The 21,252-nt window shown below is 61.2% G+C and carries 22 protein-coding genes and 1 pseudogene; 11 read left to right on the top strand and 12 right to left on the bottom strand.

The features are described from left to right. Positions 1-4 precede the first annotated feature (4 nt). The 7 genes from AB4O08_RS23745 to AB4O08_RS23715 all read right to left on the bottom strand — a co-directional run bounded on the left by AB4O08_RS23745 (position 5) and on the right by AB4O08_RS23715 (position 6,310). Positions 5-886 carry a branched-chain amino acid ABC transporter permease gene (locus tag AB4O08_RS23745; protein ID WP_010209524.1) on the bottom strand — a complete coding sequence of 294 codons (882 nt, stop codon included), beginning with the start codon at positions 884-886 and terminating at the stop codon, positions 5-7. Then, positions 883-1,656 carry an ABC transporter ATP-binding protein gene (locus tag AB4O08_RS23740; RefSeq protein ID WP_021492783.1) on the bottom strand — a complete coding sequence of 258 codons (774 nt, stop codon included), beginning with the start codon at positions 1,654-1,656 and terminating at the stop codon, positions 883-885. The genes AB4O08_RS23745 and AB4O08_RS23740 overlap by 4 nt, the downstream gene beginning before the upstream one ends. Continuing rightward, on the bottom strand, positions 1,653-2,555 hold the full coding sequence (locus AB4O08_RS23735) for an AMP-binding protein (RefSeq protein WP_069672535.1): 903 nt from the start codon (positions 2,553-2,555) through the stop codon (positions 1,653-1,655). The genes AB4O08_RS23740 and AB4O08_RS23735 overlap by 4 nt, the downstream gene beginning before the upstream one ends. 123 nt (positions 2,556-2,678) lie before the next feature. Then, positions 2,679-4,058, bottom strand: a complete 1,380-nt coding sequence (locus tag AB4O08_RS23730) for an LLM class flavin-dependent oxidoreductase (RefSeq protein ID WP_010209520.1) — start codon at positions 4,056-4,058, stop codon at positions 2,679-2,681. After that, positions 4,058-4,384: an acyl-CoA dehydrogenase gene (locus AB4O08_RS23725; RefSeq protein WP_010209519.1), complete on the bottom strand. Its 327-nt coding sequence runs from the start codon at positions 4,382-4,384 to the stop codon at positions 4,058-4,060. Before AB4O08_RS23725 ends, AB4O08_RS23730 begins: the two co-directional genes overlap by 1 nt. An 11-nt stretch (positions 4,385-4,395) precedes the next feature. Then, positions 4,396-5,592: an SfnB family sulfur acquisition oxidoreductase gene (locus tag AB4O08_RS23720; protein WP_021492785.1), complete on the bottom strand. Its 1,197-nt coding sequence runs from the start codon at positions 5,590-5,592 to the stop codon at positions 4,396-4,398. Positions 5,593-5,746: 154 nt separating this feature from the next. Further along, a complete protein-coding gene (locus AB4O08_RS23715; RefSeq protein WP_044287368.1) occupies positions 5,747-6,310 on the bottom strand; it encodes a helix-turn-helix domain-containing protein in 564 nt (187 codons plus the stop codon). A 92-nt stretch (positions 6,311-6,402) separates the two neighbouring features. Here AB4O08_RS23715 and AB4O08_RS23710 point away from each other — a divergent pair, with 92 nt between their 5' ends. The 7 genes from AB4O08_RS23710 to AB4O08_RS23680 all read left to right on the top strand — a co-directional run bounded on the left by AB4O08_RS23710 (position 6,403) and on the right by AB4O08_RS23680 (position 13,582). Then, positions 6,403-7,332: a DMT family transporter gene (locus AB4O08_RS23710; protein ID WP_010209516.1), complete on the top strand. Its 930-nt coding sequence runs from the start codon at positions 6,403-6,405 to the stop codon at positions 7,330-7,332. A 210-nt stretch (positions 7,333-7,542) separates the two neighbouring features. Beyond that, the gene (locus AB4O08_RS23705; protein ID WP_021492786.1) at positions 7,543-10,464 is read left to right on the top strand and encodes a monovalent cation/H+ antiporter subunit A; all 2,922 of its coding nucleotides are present in this window, start codon (positions 7,543-7,545) and stop codon (positions 10,462-10,464) included. Then, a complete protein-coding gene (locus AB4O08_RS23700) occupies positions 10,464-10,808 on the top strand; it encodes a Na+/H+ antiporter subunit C (protein WP_003192163.1) in 345 nt (114 codons plus the stop codon). Before AB4O08_RS23705 ends, AB4O08_RS23700 begins: the two co-directional genes overlap by 1 nt. After that, on the top strand, positions 10,805-12,487 hold the full coding sequence (locus AB4O08_RS23695) for a monovalent cation/H+ antiporter subunit D (protein WP_010209510.1): 1,683 nt from the start codon (positions 10,805-10,807) through the stop codon (positions 12,485-12,487). The genes AB4O08_RS23700 and AB4O08_RS23695 overlap by 4 nt, the downstream gene beginning before the upstream one ends. Next, positions 12,484-12,972 (top strand): Na+/H+ antiporter subunit E, encoded by a 489-nt coding sequence (locus tag AB4O08_RS23690; RefSeq protein WP_010209508.1) that lies wholly within the window; start codon positions 12,484-12,486, stop codon positions 12,970-12,972. The genes AB4O08_RS23695 and AB4O08_RS23690 overlap by 4 nt, the downstream gene beginning before the upstream one ends. Further along, the gene (locus AB4O08_RS23685) at positions 12,969-13,247 is read left to right on the top strand and encodes a K+/H+ antiporter subunit F (protein ID WP_010209507.1); all 279 of its coding nucleotides are present in this window, start codon (positions 12,969-12,971) and stop codon (positions 13,245-13,247) included. The genes AB4O08_RS23690 and AB4O08_RS23685 overlap by 4 nt, the downstream gene beginning before the upstream one ends. Next, entirely contained in the window at positions 13,244-13,582 is a 339-nt protein-coding gene (locus tag AB4O08_RS23680; RefSeq protein ID WP_010209506.1) for a Na+/H+ antiporter subunit G, read from the top strand. Before AB4O08_RS23685 ends, AB4O08_RS23680 begins: the two co-directional genes overlap by 4 nt. 126 nt (positions 13,583-13,708) lie before the next feature. Here AB4O08_RS23680 and AB4O08_RS23675 read toward each other — a convergent pair whose 3' ends face one another. Continuing rightward, positions 13,709-14,167, bottom strand: a complete 459-nt coding sequence (locus AB4O08_RS23675) for an HIT family protein (RefSeq protein ID WP_010209505.1) — start codon at positions 14,165-14,167, stop codon at positions 13,709-13,711. Positions 14,168-14,268: 101 nt separating this feature from the next. Between AB4O08_RS23675 and AB4O08_RS23670 the strand changes: the two genes are divergently transcribed. Then, on the top strand, positions 14,269-14,598 hold the full coding sequence (locus AB4O08_RS23670; protein ID WP_010209504.1) for a winged helix-turn-helix transcriptional regulator: 330 nt from the start codon (positions 14,269-14,271) through the stop codon (positions 14,596-14,598). Here the strand turns inward: AB4O08_RS23670 and AB4O08_RS23665 are convergent. Next, positions 14,595-15,377 (bottom strand): SDR family oxidoreductase, encoded by a 783-nt coding sequence (locus tag AB4O08_RS23665; RefSeq protein ID WP_042572127.1) that lies wholly within the window; start codon positions 15,375-15,377, stop codon positions 14,595-14,597. The genes AB4O08_RS23670 and AB4O08_RS23665 overlap by 4 nt on opposite strands. A 192-nt stretch (positions 15,378-15,569) precedes the next feature. Continuing rightward, a complete protein-coding gene (lepB, locus tag AB4O08_RS23660) occupies positions 15,570-16,238 on the bottom strand; it encodes a signal peptidase I (protein ID WP_460114390.1) in 669 nt (222 codons plus the stop codon). Between the two features lie 112 nt (positions 16,239-16,350). Between lepB and AB4O08_RS23655 the strand changes: the two genes are divergently transcribed. The 3 genes and pseudogenes from AB4O08_RS23655 to AB4O08_RS23645 form a co-directional block, all read left to right on the top strand. Beyond that, positions 16,351-16,914: a dihydrofolate reductase family protein gene (locus tag AB4O08_RS23655; protein WP_042572126.1), complete on the top strand. Its 564-nt coding sequence runs from the start codon at positions 16,351-16,353 to the stop codon at positions 16,912-16,914. Positions 16,915-16,929: 15 nt separating this feature from the next. Beyond that, complete coding sequence (locus AB4O08_RS23650; protein WP_044287369.1) at positions 16,930-17,628, top strand: Type 1 glutamine amidotransferase-like domain-containing protein; 699 nt, start codon at positions 16,930-16,932, stop codon at positions 17,626-17,628. Between the two features lie 22 nt (positions 17,629-17,650). Then, positions 17,651-17,782, top strand: a pseudogene (locus tag AB4O08_RS23645) (DUF6124 family protein); the annotation flags it as partial. 211 nt (positions 17,783-17,993) lie between these two features. Here the strand turns inward: AB4O08_RS23645 and cysS are convergent. Together cysS and AB4O08_RS23635 are read right to left on the bottom strand one after the other, a co-directional pair. Continuing rightward, complete coding sequence (gene cysS, locus AB4O08_RS23640; RefSeq protein ID WP_010209498.1) at positions 17,994-19,382, bottom strand: cysteine--tRNA ligase; 1,389 nt, start codon at positions 19,380-19,382, stop codon at positions 17,994-17,996. A 42-nt stretch (positions 19,383-19,424) separates the two neighbouring features. Further along, positions 19,425-21,125: a glutamine--tRNA ligase/YqeY domain fusion protein gene (locus AB4O08_RS23635; protein WP_010209497.1), complete on the bottom strand. Its 1,701-nt coding sequence runs from the start codon at positions 21,123-21,125 to the stop codon at positions 19,425-19,427. Between the last annotated feature and the right edge of the window lie 127 nt (positions 21,126-21,252).

The raw sequence follows: 21,252 nt of genomic DNA, 5'->3' as shown, positions 1-21,252 counted from the left end.
GGTTTCAGACTCGCTCGATGGCGCGCTCGCCGAACAGGCCGGCGGGACGGATATACAGGAAGGCCAGGGCCAATACATAGGCGAACCACGGCGTGATGCCGCCGCCAATCAATGGGCCGATGTACACCTCGGCGAGGTTCTCCGCCGCGCCGACAATCAGCCCGCCGACAATCGCCCCGCCAATCGAGGTAAACCCGCCGATGATCAGCACCGGCAAAGCCTTGAGCACCACCAGCGACAAGGAAAACTGTACGCCCTGGCGCGCGCCCCACAGCAGGCCAGCCACCAGCCCGACGATGCCCGCCACCGCCCAGACGATCTGCCAGATGCGGTTGAGGTTGATGCCGATGGACAGCGCCGCCGTGGTGTCATCCGCCACCGCACGCAGCGACACACCGATGCGGGTCTTGTTGAACAGCAGCGCCAGCACGGTCACCAGCACCACAGCGGCGGCGGCAGCGATCAGGTCGAACTGGCTGAGCATCAGCGGGCCAACGAACAGCGGCACGTCGTCGATGCCCAGGTCAAGGGCGCGCACCTGGGAACCCATCAAGCCCTGGGCCAGGCCTTCGATAATGAACGACAGGCCCAATGTGGCCATAAACAGGGTGATTTGCGAACGGTTTACCAGCGGCCGCAGCACCAAACGTTCGATGAGCAAGGCGCCGACGATCATCACGATCACTGTCACCAGCAGCGCCAGGGCAAACGGCACGCCTTGGTCATGCAGGCTGACGAATGTCAGCGCGGCAAACAGCAGCATCGAGCCCTGGGCGAAATTGAACACACCACTGGCCTTGTAGATCAGCACGAAGCCGATGGCAACCAGCGAGTACATGGTGCCGGCGAGCAGGCCGCCGAGCAGGGTTTCGAAGAAGAACGTCATGCGTTTACAACTCCCAGGTAGGCCGCGATCACCTCGGGATTGGCCTGCACGTCGGCTGGTGTGCCGTCGCCGACCTTGCGCCCGTAATCGAGCACCACCACATGGTCGGACAGGCCCATCACCACGCCCATGTCGTGTTCGATCAACACCACGGTAGTGCCGAGGTCGCGGTTTACGTCGGCGACGAAGCGCGCCATTTCCTGTTTTTCTTCGGCATTCATGCCAGCCATGGGCTCATCCAGCAGCAACAGGCTCGGCCCTGCGATCAACGCCCGGCCGAGTTCCACGCGCTTTTGCAGGCCGTAGGACAGGTTGCCCACCAACACATCGCGATGGGCTTGCAGCTCAAGGAATTCGAGAATGCCCTGGGCCCGCAGCCGGAATGCTTCGGCTTCTCGGCGTGCACGGGGCAAGCCCAGGGCCTGTTCGATAACGCTGCTGCGCATGTGGCGCGACAGGCCGGTGAGAATGTTGTCGAGCACGCTCATCTTCTTGAACAGCGCGTTGTTCTGGAAGGTGCGGCCAATGCCCCGGCGCGCGGCCCCCAAGGGGTCGATGCGGTGGAAGTGCTGGTCCTCGAAGACGATCTCGCCGGCGTCGAAGCGATACACACCATTGAGCACGTTGAGCAGCGAGCTTTTACCGGCACCATTGGGCCCGATCAGCGCGCAGATTTCGCCGCGCGCCACCTCGAAGGACAAGGCATTGATCGCCTTGACGCCCTTGAACGACAGCGAAATATCCCGCACTTGGAGAATGGCCTGGCTCATGCGATGTCCCGCTTGAATTCCGCCAGCCACGCCGGCGAAGGGGTGGATTTGACGGGTTGCCAGATATACGCCAGTCGCTGGAAACCCAGGAGTTTGCGCACGCGGTTTTTCAGCAGGCGACGCAGGCCGCTTTGAGGATGGGCGATGGCCCAGTCGCAGAGGCGCCGACGCCAGGTGCCGTGGGGCGCCAGGCGGCTTTCGATCTCGTCGGCCAAGTGCTGCAGGCGTGCGGGCGACAACAGCAGGCCGGTGGGAGCGACTTCACTGCGATCACGTCGCGCCGACGCCAGGCTTTCCGGAAAGGCCAGGCCATGGCCGCTGTTCAGCCACTGCTCCAGGACCACCGCCAGGCCGCCCTGCCAATGGGTGCCCTCTTCGCTCCACAATGAAGTTTCGCCTGTGGGGTGCCACCAACGTGCGAGGTGTTGCGCGGGCGCCAACGGACCGAGCAATTGGACGAAGTCCAACAAATTGGCCGACTGCCAATGGCGCACGGTCTGGCGGTTCTGCACATAAGCATGGGTGGGGCGAATGCGCCACAGGTGCGGCTGGAGCGCCTCGGGTTCCAGGTCATCGGCCAGGGTCAGGACCTGCCCGCCGATGGATTGCGCCGCCAGCGCCAGCAACAACAGGTTCGGCTCGAACGCACCGCTCAGGGCCAGCCGCGAGTGCTCGCCGAAACCTTGCTGGCGCAAGCCATCGGCCAGGCGCTCGACGTCACGCAATGCGTCAATCCAGCGCCACGCGTACCACTGCCCCTGGCGCTTGTGGCGCAGGGCGGTGTGCAGCGGCGTGATCTGCGCCCAGTGCTGCAGTTGTTCCAGCGCCTTGGGCAGGTTGCCGAGGAGTTCGGCAGGCCATTCCAGGACCAGCGGACGTTTGAGTTCGTGCACGCTCATAGGGGGGGTTGCTCCTATTGGGTGGTGTGCGTGCGGTGGTCCGCTGGCGGGTATCGATCAAACAATAAAGATCAAACGGTGGGAGCTGGCGTGCCTGCTCCCACATTGACCGAGGTGTTTCAATCAGAGACGGGTGGCTTTGAGGTCGCGGTAGCTGGCGCCAGGATGGTTAGAGGCCAACCTCGCACCGTCGCCAAACAACTTCTCGCGCAAGGTGCCCTGGGCGTATTCGGTCTTGTACACACCACGCTTCTGCAACTCCGGCACCAGCAGGTCCACGGCGTCGATGAAGGTTTCATGGGTCAGTGCATAGGCTAGGTTGAAGCCGTCGACATCGGTCTCTTCGACCCATTCCTGCAACAGGTCCGCCACGGTTTCCGGGCCGCCGACAAACAGCGGGCCAAAACCGCCGATGCCGACCCAATCGGCCAGTTCGTTTGGCGTCCAGACTTTGTTCGGGTCCGCCGTGGAGAAGGCTTCCACCGCCGATTGAATCGCGTTGGTGTGCACGTGCTTGAGCGGTTCATCAGGCTTGAACTGGCTGAAGTCGATACCGGTCCAGCCAGAGATCAGCGCCATCGCGCCTTCGTAGCTGACGTAGGATTTGTATTCGTCAAACTTGGCCTTGGCCTTGGCGTCGGTCTCACCGACGATCACCGTCTGCAGGTTGAAGATCAGGATCTTCTGCGGATCCCGCCCGGCTTCGGCGGCGCGGCGGCGGATGTCGGCGACCGTCTTTTTCAGCAGCACCTTGGAGGGCGCGGCGACGAATACGCACTCGGCCTGTTCAGCGGCAAACTGCTTGCCACGGCTGGACGCACCGGCCTGGTAGAGCACCGGCGTGCGCTGCGGCGACGGCTCGCAGAGGTGAATGCCGGGCACCTGGAAGTGTTTGCCGACATGGCGGATTTCGTGGATCTTGCTCGGGTCGCTGAAAATCCGGCGCTCACGGTCACGCAAGACAGCGCCCTCCTCCCAACTGCCTTCCCAGAGTTTGTAGCAAACCTCCAGGTATTCCTCGGCGTAGTCGTAGCGCGCGTCGTGTTCGGTCTGGGCTTGCTGCCCGAGATTCTTGGCGCCGCTTTCCAGGTAGGAGGTGACGATGTTCCAGCCGACACGGCCCTTGGTCAGGTGGTCGAGGGTGGAGAGACGGCGGGCGAACGGGTACGGATGCTCAAAGGACAACGAAGCAGTGAGGCCAAAACCCAGATGCTCGGTGACCAAGGCCATCGGCGCGATCAGCGACAGCGGATCATTGACCGGCACCTGCGCGGCCTGGCGAATCGCCGCATCGCCGTTGCCGTTGTAGACGTCATAAATACCGAGCACGTCGGCGATAAACAGGCCGTCAAACTTGCCTCGTTCGAGGATTTTCGCCAGGTCGGTCCAGTATTCCAGATCCTTGTACTGCCACGAACGGTCACGCGGATGGGCCCACAGTCCCGGAGATTGGTGGCCGACACAATTCATGTCGAAGGCATTCAAGCGGATTTCACGGGACATCAAAGCACTCCGTTGAGGTGATAATTGCCGACGACCTGGTATTTCCAGCGCAGGGGGTCGTCGAGGGTCGACGGCAGTGCGGTGCGTTGCCCGGTGAGTTCGAATTCGGCGTTGCTCGCGGCGATCAGGGCTTCGGCGGCGGCAATTTGCGCTTCGGTGGCGGCCACCGGGCTGGGGTGGGTTTCGGCGCGTTCCAACAGGGCAGCGGCGACATCGACGCGGATCTGTAAGTCGCCAAAGCGGCTGATCACGTAAGGGTCAGCGCTTTTCTCGACATGCCGGCGGGTGCTGTCCAAGAGTTGGCGCGCAAGGCTCAGTGCGGTCATGGTTAAGCTCCTTAGTTCCAGGCGTGGCGCGCGGGTTTCACGCCGTTGAGCACGAAATTACCGATCAGGTGATATTTCCAGCGGGCCGGGTCGTGCAGGGTGTGAGTGCGCGCATTGCGCCAGAAACGGTCGAGGTTGTGCTTGCCGGTGACCGAGCGGGTGCCGGCCAGTTCGAAGAGTTTGCTGCTGGCGAGCAAGGCGGTTTCGGCGGACAACACTTTGGCCTGGGCGACGACCAGCGAGGCATGGGCGACGGAGTCTTCACTCGGCTCGGCAAGGGCGCGGTCCACCGCCTGGCCGGCCTTGGCGAGGATGGCTTCGGTGCCGTGCACCCGCCATTCCAGGTCGCCGATGGCGGCGATGGTGAACGGGTCTTGCCAGCCGTGATCCTGCTGGCTGTCGATCCATGGGCGTGCCTGGCGCGCGAAAATCTTCGCCTGCTCAAGGGCGCCGAGGGCGATGCCGGTATCGACGGCAGCCTGGATAATTTGCGAGATCGGGCCATCGGCCGTGGGTTGATCGAAGGCCAGGTGCGCAGGGACTACCGCGCTCAACGGCACGGTGACGCCATCGAGGGTCACGCCGCCGCTGGCGGTGGTGCGCTGACCAAAGCCATCCCAATTGTCGATCACGGTCAGGCCTGGTGCATCGCGCTCGACAAAGCCAATGAACGCCTGGCCGTGTTCGTTATTGCCGACCGTCGGCACGATATGGGCAAACAGCGCGCCGGTGCAGTAGAACTTCTCGCCGTTGATTTGCGCGGTTTCACCGTGGAAGCGAATCTGCGTGTCGAAGGTGCCGGCGTTTTTGCTCTTGGCTTCGGAGAAGGCGTTGCCGAAGCGGTAGCCCTGGAGGACTTTGCCGAAGTAGTGCTGCTTTTGTGCCTCTGTGGCCGTTTGCAGCAGGATGTCCACCACGCCCAAGTGGTTCTGCGGGATCTGCCCCAGGGACGGGTCGGCGGCGGAGATCAATTTGATCACCTCGGCGACCGTCACATAGGACACTCCTGCGCCGCCGTACTCTTTGGGAATGGTGATGCCCCACAGGCCGCTGGCAGAGAATTCGTCGAGTTCGGCCACCGGCAGGCGACGCTCACGGTCGCGCGCGCTGGCGTCGACGGCAAAACGTGCGGCCAGGCGCGTGGCGACTTCGATGGCTTCCGCGTCCGAGCGGATGACATGGGCAGGGTGTTGAGGGTGGGCTGACATGGGCCGACTCCAGGCTCCGAGGGGATACTGGAGTGATTGCAGGAGTCGTGCCTGAATCTAATCGCCAATAAAATCAGCGAGTTGCTGGCAATTAAGCGCAGTAGCGCGTAGTTCAAACCAGCAAAGTGTCCATCCACTGTTGCCGGGTGAACAGTTAGATCACCACGTTGCGCACAAACCGCACAGCCACATCGCCGTCATTGCGATAGCCATGGACGTGACGGCTGGCGAACATATAAAACTCACCCGCGGCAACGCGCTTCTCTTCATCGCCCACCAGCAATGTGAGGCAGCCTTCGAATACAAATAGCTGCACGCTCCAGCCATCCGGGTCGGGGTCGGGACTGTAGCGATCACCTGGCTCCAGTTGCATTTCCCATAATTCGACCTCACGCCGCGCCGTGGCCTTGGCCAACAGCACCGCTTTGCTCCCCGGAATTTCACCCGCCCAGGCCAGTTCGTTGATGCGGCTGTGGTCAGGCGCATCCGGGGCCTGGATCAGGTCACTGAAGGCTACGTCCAACGCTTCGGCGACACGGTCGAGGGTGGACAAGCTGACATTCTTTTCCCCTGCCTCGATGGCCACCAGCATGCGCCGGCTGACCCCGGATTTTTCCGAAAGCGCGGTCTGGCTCAGGTCGGCGGCGTGGCGCAGGCGACGAACGTTCTGGCTGACGTGCTGCAGGACCGAAGCCCGGTGTGGATTTTCTTTGTGCACTATATTGCTCAATGGGTGGGTGTGCGCAGTATACTGCCCAGCGTGCGGCGCATTGTGCGGTCCGTGCCTTTCCCTTGCAAGACCGAGCCGCCATGACCACCCCAAACTCCCCTTCGCGTTTCAACCGCTTCAGCAAAGCCGAATGCATCCTGGTGGTGATCACCATGATCTGGGGCGGCACCTTTTTGCTGGTGCAGCATGCGATGACCGTCAGCGGCCCGATGTTTTTCGTCGGCCTGCGGTTTGCGGCGGCGGCCATCGTGGTGGGGTTCTTTTCCTTGCGCACCCTGCGCGACCTGACCCTGTTCGAGTTGAAGGCCGGGGTGTTTATCGGCGTAGCGATCATGTTTGGCTACGGATTGCAGACCATTGGCCTGCAGACGATCCTGAGCAGCCAGTCGGCGTTTATCACCGCGCTCTATGTGCCCTTCGTGCCATTGCTGCAATGGCTGGTGCTAGGGCGGCGCCCGGGGTTGATGCCGAGCATCGGTATCATGCTGGCGTTCACCGGGCTGATGCTGCTGACCGGGCCGGCGGGCGCTTCGCTGAATTTCAGCCCTGGTGAAATCGCCACCTTGATCGGGGCGGTCGCGATTGCGGCGGAGATCATCCTGATCAGTGCCTTTGCCGGCCAGGTGGATGTGCGCCGGGTGACCGTGGTGCAACTGGCCACGGCATCGTTGCTGTCGTTCCTGATGGTGGTGCCGATGGGCGAGGCATTGCCGGGTTTCTCCTGGCTGTTGCTGTTCAGCGCAGTGGGCCTGGGCTTGACCAGTGCGGTGATCCAGGTCGCCATGAACTGGGCCCAGCAAAGTGTATCGCCAACCCGAGCCACGTTGATTTATGCCGGTGAGCCGGTGTGGGCAGGCGTGGTGGGGCGAATCGCCGGGGAGCGCTTCCCGCCGATTGCGATGGTGGGCGCGGCGTTGATTGTGGCGGCGGTGATTGTCAGTGAGATGAAGACCAAGGGGCAGAAGGCCCTCGAATTGCGCGATGAGCGGGAACAGGAACAGCAGGGATAAGGTCCGAATGCTTGCAGTGGCTGTCAGATCGCCATCGCAAGCAAGCCCGGCGCCTACATAGGGCGGTGTGGACACTGGAACAGGCTCGCTTGAAACAAAGCTAAATGAGCGGTTTCGGCCTACCTTGTAGGATCCTGCCACATCTTGCCGTTTGGTGATCGTGAAAGCGGCACGTATGATGCATCCCAAACTTCCGCAGATTAGAAGCCTATGTCCCTGATAGTTCTACTGCTTCTGCCGTTTATTGGCAGCTGTCTGGCGGCCTTGCTGCCGCACAACGCACGTAACACCGAATCCCTGTTGGCCGGCCTTGTCGCACTGGTCGGTACTATTCAAGTCGCCCTGCTTTACCCTCAGATCGCCCACGGTGGCGTGATCCGCGAAGAATTCATGTGGTTGCCCAGCCTTGGGCTGAACTTCGTGTTGCGCATGGACGGGTTTGCCTGGCTGTTCTCGATGCTGGTGCTGGGCATCGGCACGCTGGTGTCGCTGTATGCGCGCTATTACATGTCGCCGGACGACCCGGTGCCGCGCTTCTTCGCGTTTTTCCTGGCATTCATGGGCGCCATGCTCGGGCTGGTGATCTCCGGCAACCTGATCCAGATCGTGTTCTTCTGGGAACTGACCAGCCTGTTCTCGTTCCTGCTGATTGGCTATTGGCACCACCGCGCCGATGCGCGACGCGGCGCATACATGGCGTTGATGGTCACCGGCGCCGGCGGCCTGTGCCTGTTGGCGGGCGTGATGCTGCTGGGGCATATCGTCGGCAGCTATGACATGGACCGGGTGCTGGCGGCGGGCGATCAGATTCGCGCCCATTCGCTGTACCCGGTCATGCTCGCCCTGGTACTGATCGGCGCCCTGAGCAAAAGCGCCCAGTTCCCCTTCCACTTCTGGCTGCCCCACGCGATGGCGGCCCCCACGCCGGTGTCGGCGTATCTGCATTCGGCGACGATGGTGAAGGCCGGCGTGTTCCTGCTGGCCCGCCTGTGGCCCTCGCTGTCCGGCAGCGAAGAATGGTTCTGGATCGTCGGCGGTGCCGGCGCGCTCACCCTCCTCCTCGGCGCCTACTGCGCCATGTTCCAAAATGACCTCAAGGGCCTGCTGGCCTACTCCACCATCAGCCACCTCGGGCTGATCACCTTGCTGCTGGGTCTCAACAGCCCACTGGCTGCCGTCGCAGCCGTTTTCCATATTCTCAACCATGCCACGTTCAAGGCCTCGCTGTTCATGGCGGCCGGCATCATCGACCATGAGAGCGGCACGCGGGACATCCGCAAGCTCAGCGGGCTGGTCAAGCTGATCCCGTTTACCGCGACCCTGGCGATGGTCGCCAGTGCCTCGATGGCCGGCGTGCCGCTGCTCAATGGATTCCTGTCCAAAGAGATGTTTTTTGCCGAGACCGTGTTTATCTCATCGACCGCGTGGGTCGAAATTGCCCTGCCGCTGATTGCGACGATTGCCGGCACGTTCAGCGTGGCCTATGCCCTGCGCTTTACCGTGGATGTGTTCTTCGGTCCGCCTGCCACCCATCTCCCGCACACGCCCCACGAACCGCCGCGCTGGATGCGCGCGCCGGTCGAGTTGCTGGTGTTCACCTGCCTGCTGGTGGGGATCTTCCCGGCTCAGGTGGTCGGTTCGATCCTCGCTGCCGCCGCCCTGCCCGTCGTCGGCGGTGAACTACCGGAATACAGCCTGGCGATCTGGCACGGCTGGAACGCGCCGATGATCATGAGCCTGGTGGCGATGTCCGGCGGCGTGGTGTTGTACCTGCTGCTGCGCAAGCAACTCAAGCGCGGTCGCTTCAAATACCCGCCCATCATCAGTTACTTCAACGGCAAGCGCGGCTTCGAGCGCAGCCTGGTAGTGATGATGCGCGGCGTGCGCAAGATCGAAAAACGCATCAGCACCAAGCGCCTGCAGACTCAACTCTTCTTGCTGGTATTGGTGGCGGTGATCGGCGGCATGATCCCGATGCTCAACAGTGGCTTGAGCTGGGGCGATCGCCCGAAAATCCCAGGCTCCATCGTGTTCGTGACCCTGTGGCTGCTGGCAATTGCCTGCGCCCTGGGTGCCGCCTGGCAAGCCAAGTACCACCGGCTGGCGGCCCTGACCATGGTCAGCGTGTGCGGCCTGATGACCTGCGTGACCTTCGTGTGGTTCTCGGCGCCGGACCTGGCGCTGACCCAGTTGGTTGTGGAAGTGGTCACCACCGTGCTGATCCTGCTGGGTCTGCGCTGGCTGCCCCGGCGGATAGAGGAGGTGTCGCCATTGCCGAACACCTTGCGCAAAGCGCGGATTCGACGGGTACGCGACTTCCTGTTGTCGACCGTGGTGGGTGGCGGCATGGCGTTGCTGTCCTATGCGATGCTGACCCGCCAGACGCCCAACGATATCTCCTCGTTCTACCTCAGCCGTGCCCTGCCCGAAGGTGGCGGCAGCAATGTGGTGAACGTGATGCTGGTGGATTTCCGCGGCTTCGACACACTGGGTGAAATCACCGTACTTGGCGCCGTGGCGCTGACGGTATACGCCCTGCTGCGCCGCTTCCGCCCGTCCAAGGAAAGCATGCAATTGCCCGCGCAACAGCGTCAGTTGGCGCCGGACGTGGCCACCGACCTGGTCAACCCGCGCCAGGCCAGCGACACCGCCCTGGGCTTCATGATGGTGCCGGCGGTGCTGGTGCGCCTGCTGCTGCCGATTGCGCTGGTAGTGTCGTTCTACCTGTTCATGCGCGGGCACAATCAGCCAGGCGGCGGGTTTGTCGCGGGCCTGGTGATGTCCGTGGCGTTTATCCTGCAATACATGGTTGCCGGCACGCAGTGGGTCGAGGCGCAGATGAGCCTGCGGCCGATGCGCTGGATGGGCTTTGGCCTGTTCTCGGCGACGCTGACCGGTCTCGGCGCACTGTTTGCCGGGTATCCATTCCTCACCACCCACACCTGGCATTTCAGCCTGCCGGTGCTCGGCGATATTCACATCGCCAGCGCCTTGTTCTTCGACGTCGGCGTGTACGCCATGGTCGTAGGCTCCACGCTGCTGATGCTCACCGCCCTCGGTCACCAGTCCGTGCGTGCCCATAAACCGAGCAACCAGGCCAAAGTAGTTGCCGCAACGGAAGGAGCCGCCTGATGGAAGAAGTCATCGCAATTGCCATTGGGGTCCTGGCGGCCTCCGGCGTCTGGCTGATCCTGCGGCCACGGACATTCCAGGTGGTGATGGGGCTGTGCCTGCTGTCGTACGGGGTCAACCTGTTCATTTTCAGCATGGGCAGCCTGTTTATCGGCAAGGAGCCGATCATCAAGGACGGCGTGCCACAAGACCTGCTCAACTACACCGACCCGCTGCCCCAAGCGCTGGTGCTCACCGCCATCGTGATCAGCTTCGCCATGACCGCGCTGTTTCTGGTGGTGCTGCTGGCCTCACGGGGCCTGACCGGCACTGACCACGTGGATGGCAGGGAGCCCAAGGAATGAATTGGGTCAACCAACTGATCGTCGCCCCCATCCTGCTGCCGTTGCTCACCGCCGCACTGATGCTGATGCTCGGCGAAAAACGCCGTCCGCTGAAGGCCAAGATCAACCTGTTCTCCAGCGTCATCGGCCTCGGCATCGCGATCCTGCTGTTGTACTGGACGCAAAAAGGCGGCCCCGGCTCGATTGGCGTCTACCTGCCGGGCAACTGGCAGGTGCCATTCGGCATCGTGCTGGTGGTCGACCAACTCTCGGCGTTGATGCTGGTGCTTACCGGGATCATCGGTGTGAGCGCGCTGCTGTTCGCCATGGCCCGTTGGGACCGTGCCGGCACCAGCTTCCATGCACTGTTCCAGATTCAGATGATGGGTTTGTATGGCGCATTCCTCACGGCGGACCTGTTCAACCTGTTCGTGTTCTTCGAGGTGCTGCTGGCGGCGTCCTATGGTTTGATGCTGCACGGTTCCGGCCGTGCGCGGGTGTCGTCGGGGCTGCATTACATTGCGATCAACCTGCTGGCCTCGTCGCTGTTCCTGATTGGCGCGGCGATGATCTACGGTGTCACCGGCACGCTGAACTTCGCGGACCTGGCGCTGAAAATCCCGCTGGTGCCCGAGGCCGATCGCGGACTGTTGCACGCAGGTGCCGCTATCCTCGCGACCGCGTTCCTGGCCAAAGCTGGCATGTGGCCGCTGAACTTCTGGCTGGCCCCCGCCTACTCCTCGGCCAGCGCGCCGGTGGCGGCGATGTTTGCGATCATGACCAAGGTCGGCGTGTACACCGTGCTGCGCCTGTGGACCCTGTTGTTCTCCGGCCAGGCCGGTGCATCGGCATTGTTTGGCGGCGATTGGCTGGTGTATGGCGGCATGGCAACCATCCTCTGCGCCGGTTTGGCGATGGTGGCGGCGCAGCGGCTGGAGCGCATGGCCAGCTTGAGCATTCTGGTGTCGGCGGGAATCTTGTTGTCTGCCGTCGGTTTCGCTCAACCCAGCCTGACGGCGGGGGCGCTTTTCTATCTGGTCAGCTCGACGTTGGCGCTGAGTGCGCTGTTCCTGCTGGCTGAACTGATCGAACGTTCGCGCTCGGCCAATGACCTGCCACTGGATGAGGAAATCGATGCGTTGCCCAAGGCCATGGAATCCCTGCATCCGCGGCCCGGCGTGAACCTCGACGATGAACAGAAAGCCGTGGTCGGCCAAGTGATTCCCTGGACCATGGCCTTCCTTGGCTTGAGCTTTGTTGCCTGTGCACTGCTGATTATCGGCATGCCGCCGCTGTCCGGGTTTATCGGCAAGCTCAGCTTGTTGAGCGCGCTGGTCAATCCGCTGGGCCTGGGTGTCAGCATTGACGCGCCGATACGCCCGGCTGCCTGGGGCTTGGTCGCACTGTTGATCCTGTCTGGCCTGGCCTCGCTGATCGCTTTCGCCCGCCTGGGCATCCAGCGTTTCTGGACCCCGGAAGAGCGCCCTTCGCCGCTACTGCGTCGCTACGAGTGCCTGCCGATCTTCTTCCTGCTGGGTCTGAGCATCCTGCTCACCTTCAAGGCCGAGCCGTTGATGCGCTACACCCAGGACACAGCCGTCAGCCTGAACAACCCGGAACACTACGTGATGGCGGTGATGGCCACGCGTCCGGTGCCAAGCCCTGAAGCCAAGACCGCCGCGCTGGAGGTGCAACCATGAAGCGCCTGTTCCCTGCCCCGTGGTTGTCGCTGGCGTTGTGGTCGTTGTGGCTGGTGCTGAACCTGTCCGTGAGTCCCGGCAACCTGCTGCTGGGCGCCTTGCTGGGCTTTCTTGCGCCATTGATGATGGCGCCGCTACGCCCCTTGCCGATCCGCATTCGCCGCCCTGGGGTGATCATTCGCCTGTTCTTCCTGGTCGGCCGCGATGTAATCATCTCCAACCTGCAAGTGGCCTGGGGCGTATTGATGTGCGGCACACGAGCGCCGCGGTCGCGCTTCGTCAAGATCCCCCTGGACCTGCGCGACCCCAACGGCCTGGCTGCGCTGTCGATGATCACCACCGTGGTGCCCGGCACTATCTGGTCGGAACTGGCGCTGGACCGCAGCATCCTGCTCTTGCACGTGTTTGACCTGGAGGACGAAGCGCCCTTCATCGAGCACTTCAAGACCACCTACGAACGGCCCCTGATGGAGATCTTCGAATGAGCGCCCTGCTCTCCAATGCGATCCTGTTGAGCCTGTTCCTGTTCTCGCTGGCCATGGTGCTGACACTGATCCGCCTGTTCAAAGGCCCGTCGGCCCAGGATCGGGTCCTGGCGCTGGACTATTTGTACATCCTGGCGATGCTGATGATGCTGGTGCTGGGCATTCGTTATGCCAGTGACACGTACTTTGAAGCGGCGCTGCTGATTGCGCTGTTTGGCTTCGTGGGCTCGTTTGCCCTGGCGAAATTCCTGCTGCGTGGGGAGGTGATTGAATGATGCCGTTATGGGTGGAAGTGATCGTGGCCGTACTGCTGGTATTGAGCAGTGTGTTTGCGTTGATTGGCGCGATTGGCTTGCTGCGGATGAAAGACTTTTTTCAGCGCATGCACCCGCCGGCACTGGCCTCGACCTTGGGCGCATGGTGCGTGGCGCTGGCGTCGATCATCTACTTTTCGGTGCTCAAGTCCGGGCCGGTGTTGCACGGGTGGTTGATACCGATTTTGTTGTCGATCACGGTGCCAGTGACCACGTTGCTATTGGCCCGCACCGGACTGTTCCGCAAGCGTATGGCCGGTGATGATGTGCCGGCCGAGGTCAGCAGCCGCCGCTGATTCATCAAGCGAACCCCCTTGAAAAATGTGGGAGCGGCTTGCTCGCGAACGCGGTGTGTCAGAAACACATACAGTGACTGATACTCCGCTTTCGCGAGCAAGCCCGCTCCCACATTGGGTTGTGTATCAGACATAAGACCTGATGTGCGCTGCCAATTCCGCCAGTTCAGCATCATCCGCCCGCACATAATCGTGGGACGAGATATAGCCCTCGTACGCCTCGAAGAACTTCTCCACCTTGGAGCTGATCGGCTTGAAGGTACTGTCACACCCCGTCCCGTGCATGGGAAACAACTTCGCATGCAGGTGGTCCACACCATACCCTTCCAGCATCATCCCGGTGCGCGCCACATCCGGAAACGCCCGGTCGATCTGCAACGCGGTCTTCTTCGCCGCTATCGCGAGCCCGGCCAACACTTCATCCGACTGCGCAAACGCATAGCTGCCGTAATGCTGCTTGGGGATCACTACGCTGAAACCCGGCGTATTGGGGAAGATCGACAAAAATGCCATATGCTGGTCGTCTTCCCACAGGATGTGCGCCGGGGAAGTCTTTTTAACGATGCTGCAGAAAATACATTCCATTTGAATCACCGCCAGTTGGGTCGTGGCGACCATCTAAAGCCAGGATCAGGCGGGCGTCAAAATAAATGCGCATTTTCCGAAATGCCCCAAGGACGTATGCGATGAGCAAAACCTACACCCCCGCCACCGCCGCAGCCGATGTCGAAACCACCCTCGCCTGGCTCGGCGGGCGCTGGAAGCTGATCATCCTGTTTCACCTGTTCGGCGGCCAGGTGCAGCGTTATTCCGACCTTGAACGGCTGATCCCGGATATCTCACAGAAGATGCTCGCTCAACAATTGCGCCAGCTCGAAGCCGATGGTCTGGTGCAGCGCACGGTCTACCCGGTGGTGCCGCCCAAAGTGGAGTACCGCATGACCGAGTGGGGCCAGAGCCTGTGCCCGGTGCTGGATGGCCTGCTCAAATGGCAGGCCGCCAAAACGACACGCTAGACCGTGGGCACGGTGCCGCCGTCGATCACGTACTCGGTACCGCTGATCGACGCGGCGCGGGGCGAGACCAGGAAAGCGATCAAATCAGCCACTTCCTCAGGCTTGGCAGGCCGCCCCAAGGGTATGCCACCCAGCGCCTGCATGATGATCTGCTTGCCACCTGCGTAATCGGTTCCGGCTTCGTCCGCCAGACGCTCTGCCAGCGCGACCGCCGCATCCGTCTCCACCCAACCCGGCGAAACCCGCACGACCCGAACGCCCTTGGGCGTCACTTCTTTCGACAGGCTCTTGCTGTACGTCGCCAACGCTGCCTTTGCAGCGGCATACGCCGTGGTCGATTCCGGCAACGGCAACTCCCGCTGGATCGACGTGACATGAATGATCACACCTGCCCCACGCTCGACCATGCCCGGCAACAGCGCCCGATCCACGCGCACCGCCGCCATCAGGTTCTGGTTGAGCGCATTCGCCCATTGCTCATCATCGAGCACCGCAAAACCACCGCCCGGCGCACTCGAACCGCCGAGTACATTGACGATGATATCCACGCCGCCAAATTGCTCCTTCACCGCCTGGGTAGCGCTGGTGCAACCGGCGGCAGTGCCCAGGTCGGCGGCGATGAAATGCACACCCTCGGGTGGCGAAACCACCGCCGAACGCGCGACCGAAACCACCTGGGCGCCCTGCGCCTGCAACACGGCAACCACGGCCGCACCGATACCTTTGGTGCCACCGGTGACCAGCGCGCGAAGGCCTGTTAGTCCGAGATCAAAGCTCATGGAACCTACTCCTGGTTAAAAGAAAACCCAGGATAGGAACGGGACGAACAGGCCACAAGAACGCACGAAAAGGTAATGGGCTCACTCAAAAGTAAGTGTCCGGATTCATGGGGCCTGCGCAACACACCCAACGGAAGGAGCCGGCTTGTCAGCACCTAGCGATGCATCGGGTGGCAATCGATGCGCTCGTCATTACAGGATCTTTGCACCAAATCTGTTCAGGCGTGGCATCCAATGATCCAGGATGTCCGCAGAGGCCAGCACATGATGTGCGCGCCCGATCAGAAGCCGACGTGGCACGAAGCCGATGTACCGCGAGTCATCGCTGTTATCGCGGTTGTCCCCCAGCATGAAATAGCTTTCGGCCGGCACCACCACCGGCCCGAAATCACGCAACGCGCGCACCGTCGGCATGAACTGCACCGTGCGCTGACGGTTGGCCACCCACTCATTCAGCTTGATCCCCGGCACCGTATGGCCGGGAACAATCGGTTCGCTGATGTCTTGCGCATCACTGTAGGTAGCAGGCACGCCGTTGACCCACAACACTTCATCTTTCATTTCCAGGGTGTCACCGGGAATGCCGACAATGCGCTTGATCAGGCGCATGCCATCCTTGGGCGACGAGAACGTCACCACGTCACCGCGCTGAGGGTTATCGAGCCTGGCCAGGGAAATGTCCGTGAGCGGCACCTTGAGGTCATACGCCACCCGGTTCACCAGCACCACATCGCCCTCCAGCAAGGTCGGGCGCATGGAGCCAGAAGGAATGGGGTTCCAGTCAGCCAGGGACGTACGGAAAACGCCGAAGCACATCCCGAAAATGATTGCGTAACGGTAACGGATCAACCAACTTCGCATACATCCTCGCACTGCAGAAAGGGGTGTCAGGGCTGCTTCTTAGACGCCCGGTTGTTGCACGCGGGGATTAAATTAACATTAGCGTCCAAGCGCACTAAAAGGAGTTTCCGCCATGGATATCAAATGCTCAGTCTTCATCGCAGCGAGCGTCGACGGCTTCATTGCCCGTCCGGACGGTGATATCGACTGGTTGCATCGACCCGAGTATGAAGCCAGCGAGTTGAGCGGCGTGACCTATGAAAGCTTTATCGCCACGGTGGATGCGCTGGTGATGGGGCGCAAAACCCTGGAGAAAGTGCTGTCTTTTCCCGAGTGGCCCTATGAGGGTACGCCGGTCATTGCGCTCTCCCATCAGCCTCTGCGGATCCCTGCGCATCTGGAGGGCAAGTTGGAGGTCATGGCGGGAGACGTCACCTCACTCATGGCAACGCTAGCCGAACGCGGTATGAAGCACGTCTATATCGACGGCGGCCAGACGATTCAGACGTTTCTTGAAGCAGGCCTGGTCAATGAGCTGATCATTACGCGTATCCCGGTTGTGCTGGGGCAAGGTATTCCACTGTTCAACCAGCTTGGCAGTGAGCATGCGCTGCACCACGTCGGAACCTACGTGTCGGACAATGGTTTTGTTCAGAGCCAATATCAAGTGAGGGCAGGCGCTCGCGCCGCGCAATAGGGACTGGAGTTCAGGATGACTCAACACATTATTGTCATTGGCGGCGAGTCCACCGAAGACATGACCCGCATGACGCGTATCGATAAACACATCGTCGCGTCATCAGGCAAAACGCACCCTAGCGTGCTCTATATCTCCACCGCCAATGGCGATGACCGAATCAAGATTTCCGATTTCACCGCCAAATATGAAAGCGCTGGCTGTCGCGTAACCTCGCTGGCATTTTTTATTTCACCCTTCCCCAACGCCAATCATGTTTCATCACTCTTTGAGCAAGCCGACATCATTTACGTACCAGGCGGAAATACCCGCGCCATGTTGGCGGTCTGGCACGAATTTGCTGTCGTGGACCATCTGAAGAAGGCCTGGGAAAACGGCAAAGTCCTATGCGGTGTCAGTGCAGGCGCCATTTGCTGGTTCGAGCATGGGCATTCCGACTCAGGGGGAGCGTTTGCGCTGGTTCAGGGCCTGGGATTGCTGCCTGGAGCGCTGTGTCCGCATTTCAGCTCAGAAGCAGGAAGGGAAACCTCGTTTGTCGAGCTTGTTCAGCTTGAGGGGATACAACCCGCGTACGCGGTCGACGATGGCGTCGCTTTGCATTTCAAGGACGGTAAGTACCACGAGACGATCTATAACGACGCAACGAGTAACGCCTATAAAGTCAGTACAAGGCCCCCCTACCTAGCACAGGTATTGCAAACTTCAGGCGAGTAAGCGAAGCAAGGAAATTTCCGACAGCAGTCATTTGGCTTTTGAGATCGACGGCAATCCTCGCAGCGTGGCCTTGGGAATGTGTCGGATGCTGGAGGGGATCCAGCTAATGGTGGATAAAACACTAAGCCTCAAAGACCATTCGACTCACACATAAATCTGAAACCGAAGAGTTCGCAAAGTGCGCACGGTAAAAAATGTGGGAGCTGGCTTGCCTGCGATTGCAGCAGGTCAGTCAACATTTCCGGTGACTGACAGTCCGTCATCGCAGGCAAGCCAGCGCCCACAGTAGATCGAGTGAGCCGTTAAACGGTGTGCAAAAAAACGCCCCGAACCAGTCGGGGCGTTTTTCATTTAGCGTTTACCGATCAAGCCTGATCAGCCAACCGCCATGTCGTCCCACCCTTGCCGTCTTCCAACACCACACCCATCGCGGTCAATTGGTCACGGATACGGTCGGACTCGGCCCAGTCTTTGTTGGTGCGCGCAGCCAAACGCGCCTGGATCAACGCATCCACTTGCGCCGCATCCACACGCCCTTCAGCGCCGGCTTGCAGGAAGTCATCGGCTTCCATCTGCAACACGCCCAGCACGCTGGCCAGCTCTTTCAAGCGTGCCGCCAGGCCCGCCGCTGCATCAAGATCGCTCTCGCGCAGGCGGTTGATCTCGCGCACCATTTCGAACAGCACCGCGCAGGCTTCGGGGGTGCCGAAGTCGTCGTTCATGACTTCGGTAAACCGTGCCACGAACGCTTCGCCGCCAGCCGGGGCAACGGCGGGCAGGCCTTTCAACGCATGGTAGAAACGCTCCAGGGCGCCTTTGGCGTCCTTGAGGTTGTCTTCCGAGTAGTTAATGGCGCTGCGGTAGTGGCTGGACACCAGCAGGTAACGCACCACTTCCGGGTGGTACTTTTCCAGCACGTCGCGGATGGTGAAGAAGTTGTTCAAGGACTTGGACATCTTCTCGCCATTGATGCGGATCATGCCGCAGTGCATCCAGGCGTTGGCGTAGGTCTTGCCGGTGGCGGCTTCGCTTTGGGCGATTTCGTTTTCGTGGTGCGGGAACTCGAGGTCGCTGCCGCCGCCATGAATGTCGAAGGTGTCGCCCAGGCAGCAGGTGGACATCACCGAGCATTCGATGTGCCAACCCGGACGGCCCGCGCCCCATGGCGATTCCCAGCTCGGTTCGCCCGGCTTGGTGGCTTTCCACAGCACGAAGTCGAGCGGGTCTTGCTTGGCTTCGTCGACTTCGATGCGTGCGCCGATACGCAGGTCTTCGATTTTCTTGCGCGACAGCTTGCCGTAGCCCATGAACTTGGCGACGCGGTAGTACACGTCGCCGTTGCCTGGGGCGTAGGCGTAACCCTTGTCGATCAGGGTCTGGATCATCGCGTGCATGCCAGGGATGTGATCGGTGGCACGCGGTTCCATGTCCGGCTTGAGGATGTTGAGGCGGGCCTCGTCCTCGTGCATCGCAGCAATCATGCGCTCGGTCAGCGCGTCGAACGACTCGCCGTTTTCGTTGGCGCGATTGATGATCTTGTCGTCGATGTCGGTGATGTTGCGCACATAGGTCAAGTCATAGCCGCTGAACCGCAACCAGCGGGTCACCAGGTCGAAGGCAACCATGCTGCGGCCGTGGCCGATGTGGCAATAGTCGTACACGGTCATGCCGCACACATACATGCGCACCTTGTTGCCATCCAGCGGCTTGAAGACTTCTTTGGTTTTGCTCAGCGTGTTGTAGATCGTTAGCACGATGCTTCCTTTTCTCTCTATGCAAAGCCGCTCACGGCTGCATCACTGGCCCCACGAATCACGCAAGGTCACGGTACGGTTGAATACCGGCTGACCGGGTTTCGAGTCCTTGATATCCGCGCAGAAGTAACCTTCGCGCTCGAACTGGAAACGATCTTCCGGCTGTGCGTCGGCCAAAGATGGCTCGGCACGACAACCCGTCAGTACTTGCAGGGAGTCAGGGTTGATGTTGTCGAGGAAGCTGGCGCTGTCTTCAGCCTTTTCAGGGTTCGGCGAGCGAAACAGGCGATCGTACAGGCGCACTTCACACTCGATGCTGGCCGCCGCCGGCACCCAGTGGATCACGCCCTTGACCTTGCGGCCTTCAGGGTTCTTGCCCAGGGTGTCCGGGTCGTAGGAGCAACGCAGTTCGACGATGTTGCCATCGGCGTCCTTGATCGCTTCGTCGGCGCGGATCACGTAGCTGCCGCGCAAGCGCACTTCGCCGTTCGGCTCCAGGCGCTTGTAGCCCTTTGGCGGCTCTTCCATGAAGTCATCGCGGTCGATGTAGATTTCGCGGGCGAACGGCAGCTTGCGCACGCCGAGCTCTTCTTTCTGCGGATGACGCGGCAGTTCGAGGTGGTCGACTTTGTCTTCCGGGTAGTTGGTGATCACCACCTTCAACGGACGCAGCACGCACATGGCGCGCGGAGCGTTGGCATCGAGGTCCTGGCGGATGCTGAATTCGAGCATGCCGAAGTCGACCACGCCGTCGGAACGGTTGGTGCCGACCATGTCGCAGAAGTTGCGGATCGAAGCAGGTGTGTAGCCACGGCGACGGAAACCCGACAGCGTGGACATGCGCGGATCATCCCAACCGTGTACGTGCTTTTCATCCACCAGTTGCTTGAGCTTGCGCTTGCTGGTGATGGTGTAGTTCAGGTTCAAGCGGCTGAACTCGTACTGGCGCGGGTGCGCCGGTACCGGCAGGCTGTCGAGGAACCATTCATACAGCGGACGGTGGCTTTCGAACTCCAGGGTGCAGATGGAGTGGGTGATGCCTTCGATGGCATCCGACTGACCGTGGGTGAAGTCGTAGTTCGGATAGATGCACCACTTGTCACCGGTCTGGTGGTGATGGGCGTGGCGGATGCGGTACATGATCGGGTCGCGCAGGTTCATGTTCGGCGAGGCCATGTCGATCTTGGCACGCAGTACGCGGGCGCCGTCCGGGAACTCACCGGCGCGCATGCGGGCGAACCAGTCCAGGTTCTCTTCCACCGAGCGGTCGCGGAACGGGCTGTTCTTGCCCGGCTCGGTCAAGGTGCCACGGTATTCCTTGGCCTGCTCCGGGGTCAGGTCGTCAACGTAGGCCTTGCCGGCCTTGATCAGCTCGACGGCCCAGTCGAACAACTGGTCGAAATACTTGGAGGCATAGCGCACTTCACCGGACCATTCGAAGCCCAGCCACTTGATGTCGCTTTCGATGGCGTCGATGTATTCCTGGTCTTCCTTGGCCGGGTTGGTATCGTCGAAACGCAGGTGCGTGACGCCACCGAACTCCTGGGCCAGGCCGAAGTTCACACAGATCGACTTGGCGTGACCAATGTGCAGGTAACCGTTGGGCTCTGGCGGGAAGCGGGTGACGATCTGCGTGTGCTTGCCCGAATCCAGGTCCGCCTGGATGATCGGGCGCAGGAAATTGACCGGGACGGCAGGTCCGGCCTTGGAATTCGAGGTAGGGTCGACAGTGGGCTTGCTCATAGGATCCTTGAACAGACGAGTACGTGGCCGGGCTAGGCCGACAAAACAAAGGCGATATCATAGCTGATGCTGTCAAGTACCTGACAGAGCGAGGCCGAAAACTGCTGCATTTATTGCATCGGCGGTA

The sequence above is a fragment of the Pseudomonas sp. H3_E07 genome (assembly GCF_054668895.1).
The sequence above is the reverse complement of the archived record's forward strand: the minus strand, read 5'-3'. Positions and strand labels throughout refer to the sequence as shown.

Excerpts from the sequence above, each read along its gene's own strand:
- AB4O08_RS23665 (WP_042572127.1), bottom strand. The coding sequence starts at position 15,377 with ATGAGCTTTGATCTCGGACTAACAGGCCTTCGCGCGCTGGTCACCGGT.
- AB4O08_RS23685 (WP_010209507.1), top strand. The coding sequence starts at position 12,969 with ATGAGCGCCCTGCTCTCCAATGCGATCCTGTTGAGCCTGTTCCTGTTC.
- AB4O08_RS23700 (WP_003192163.1), top strand. The coding sequence starts at position 10,464 with ATGGAAGAAGTCATCGCAATTGCCATTGGGGTCCTGGCGGCCTCCGGC.
- AB4O08_RS23690 (WP_010209508.1), top strand. The coding sequence starts at position 12,484 with ATGAAGCGCCTGTTCCCTGCCCCGTGGTTGTCGCTGGCGTTGTGGTCG.
- AB4O08_RS23655 (WP_042572126.1), top strand. The coding sequence starts at position 16,351 with ATGGATATCAAATGCTCAGTCTTCATCGCAGCGAGCGTCGACGGCTTC.
- lepB (WP_460114390.1), bottom strand. The coding sequence starts at position 16,238 with ATGCGAAGTTGGTTGATCCGTTACCGTTACGCAATCATTTTCGGGATG.
- AB4O08_RS23635 (WP_010209497.1), bottom strand. The coding sequence starts at position 21,125 with ATGAGCAAGCCCACTGTCGACCCTACCTCGAATTCCAAGGCCGGACCT.
- AB4O08_RS23710 (WP_010209516.1), top strand. The coding sequence starts at position 6,403 with ATGACCACCCCAAACTCCCCTTCGCGTTTCAACCGCTTCAGCAAAGCC.
- AB4O08_RS23735 (WP_069672535.1), bottom strand. The coding sequence starts at position 2,555 with ATGAGCGTGCACGAACTCAAACGTCCGCTGGTCCTGGAATGGCCTGCC.
- AB4O08_RS23650 (WP_044287369.1), top strand. The coding sequence starts at position 16,930 with ATGACTCAACACATTATTGTCATTGGCGGCGAGTCCACCGAAGACATG.
- AB4O08_RS23730 (WP_010209520.1), bottom strand. The coding sequence starts at position 4,058 with ATGTCCCGTGAAATCCGCTTGAATGCCTTCGACATGAATTGTGTCGGC.
- AB4O08_RS23745 (WP_010209524.1), bottom strand. The coding sequence starts at position 886 with ATGACGTTCTTCTTCGAAACCCTGCTCGGCGGCCTGCTCGCCGGCACC.
- AB4O08_RS23720 (WP_021492785.1), bottom strand. The coding sequence starts at position 5,592 with ATGTCAGCCCACCCTCAACACCCTGCCCATGTCATCCGCTCGGACGCG.
- AB4O08_RS23670 (WP_010209504.1), top strand. The coding sequence starts at position 14,269 with ATGAGCAAAACCTACACCCCCGCCACCGCCGCAGCCGATGTCGAAACC.
- AB4O08_RS23680 (WP_010209506.1), top strand. The coding sequence starts at position 13,244 with ATGATGCCGTTATGGGTGGAAGTGATCGTGGCCGTACTGCTGGTATTG.
- AB4O08_RS23725 (WP_010209519.1), bottom strand. The coding sequence starts at position 4,384 with ATGACCGCACTGAGCCTTGCGCGCCAACTCTTGGACAGCACCCGCCGG.
- AB4O08_RS23675 (WP_010209505.1), bottom strand. The coding sequence starts at position 14,167 with ATGGAATGTATTTTCTGCAGCATCGTTAAAAAGACTTCCCCGGCGCAC.
- AB4O08_RS23740 (WP_021492783.1), bottom strand. The coding sequence starts at position 1,656 with ATGAGCCAGGCCATTCTCCAAGTGCGGGATATTTCGCTGTCGTTCAAG.
- AB4O08_RS23705 (WP_021492786.1), top strand. The coding sequence starts at position 7,543 with ATGTCCCTGATAGTTCTACTGCTTCTGCCGTTTATTGGCAGCTGTCTG.
- AB4O08_RS23695 (WP_010209510.1), top strand. The coding sequence starts at position 10,805 with ATGAATTGGGTCAACCAACTGATCGTCGCCCCCATCCTGCTGCCGTTG.